This window comes from Nocardioides sp. NPDC023903 (assembly GCF_040639295.1).
GTDB lineage: Bacteria > Actinomycetota > Actinomycetes > Propionibacteriales > Nocardioidaceae > Nocardioides.
This window is the reverse complement of the sequence record NZ_JBEZZS010000084.1, coordinates 1-1,247: the sequence shown is the minus strand read 5'-3', so window position 1 is coordinate 1,247 and position 1,247 is coordinate 1. Positions and strand designations below refer to the sequence as shown.

Below are 1,247 nucleotides of genomic sequence, written 5' to 3'. Positions count from 1 at the left end.
GGTCCTTCTCCGCGGCGCGAGTGCTGTCGCGCTCGGCGGTGCCCGGTTCGAAGGTGGTGAGCGCACCGGACCCGACCGCGCCCCCGTGTACCCGCCGGATCACCCCGAGTCGGTCGAGCACCGCCAGGTCGCGGCGCACGGTTTCGGTGGTGACCCCGTACTGGTCGGCGAGTTCGGCCACGGAGACGCGCCCGCGATGCCCGATGAGGGTCGCGATCGCCTGCTGCCGTTCCTCGGCGTACATGGAGTTCCTCCGGTTCGAGCGAATGTTTACTTATGTTGTTTTATGCCCATTTGTGTTGGTTTGTCAATGGAGAATAGTGGTCCGAGTCACAATCGTTGCGGCACGACTATCGAGTGCATCGTGCCGACGGTCACATCGCCCCCACGAGCGTGCTCGACGTCACTGTGGAAATCGTTGCAGGTCAACGGTTTTCGGACGCGCTTTCACGTCGCTGTTACGCGCCCCGTCGAAGATCGACACGAACGCCGCAGACGCTGACCCCCATGTGGCGATTCGCAGTGCGACCCCGTGTCACGGTCCTGGCCTGCGAGGTGTGCGGCAGACTGCCGCACCCGGGACGGACGAGGCTCACTCTCGCCAAACTCGCCGCGGTGTTCCCGGTGGAGCTGGCACTGCACGCGTTGGTCGTCCATCTGCACCCGCCGTACCTGCTGACCGTCGCCCTGCTCACGGTGACCACGACGATTCTGGTGATCTGGGTGGTGGAGCCCTCGGCGATGCGGATGCTCGGCGGCTGGCTGCACAGCCCGGAGCTACGGCACCGCGACCGCATCGACTCCGCGCCCGCGCTCTGGCGGATCCGGGTGCGTCTGGCCGACCGTCCCGGGGCGCTCGAGACGCTCGCCAAACATCTCGCCCATCGCGACGCCAACATTCTCACGGTGCACGTGCACCAACTGGAGGACGCCGTCCTGGACGAACTCGTCGTCGCCGCCCCCGCCGATGTCACCGCGCAGGCAATCACCTCCGCCGTGGAACACGCGGGAGGTTCCGGAGTGCGGGTCTGGCCCGCGACCGTGTTGTCGCTGATCGACGGTCAGACCAAAGCGCTGGCCATCGCCGCCCGCATCGTCGGCGATCCGGACGAACTGCCCTTGGCGGTAGCCGAACTGCTGGGTGCGCGCTACCTCGCGCCCGGCACACCGGAGGTGACCGAGCCCGGCGAGGGCACGCTTCTGGAATTGGGCCGCGCGAAACACCAGCGGCGCTCCTCGCGGTCCAA

General features: G+C 67.4%; 2 protein-coding genes. One reads left to right on the top strand and one right to left on the bottom strand.

Translation table 11 applies throughout. The features are described 5' to 3' along the window. Positions 1–244, bottom strand: a 244-nt coding sequence (locus tag AB0F44_RS30100) for a DeoR family transcriptional regulator (protein ID WP_357361030.1), incomplete at its 3' end; no start/stop codon positions are given. 380 nt (positions 245–624) lie between these two features. Here AB0F44_RS30100 and AB0F44_RS30095 point away from each other — a divergent pair. Then, on the top strand, positions 625–1,247 hold a 623-nt coding region (locus tag AB0F44_RS30095; RefSeq protein WP_357361029.1), incomplete at its 3' end, for an amino acid-binding protein.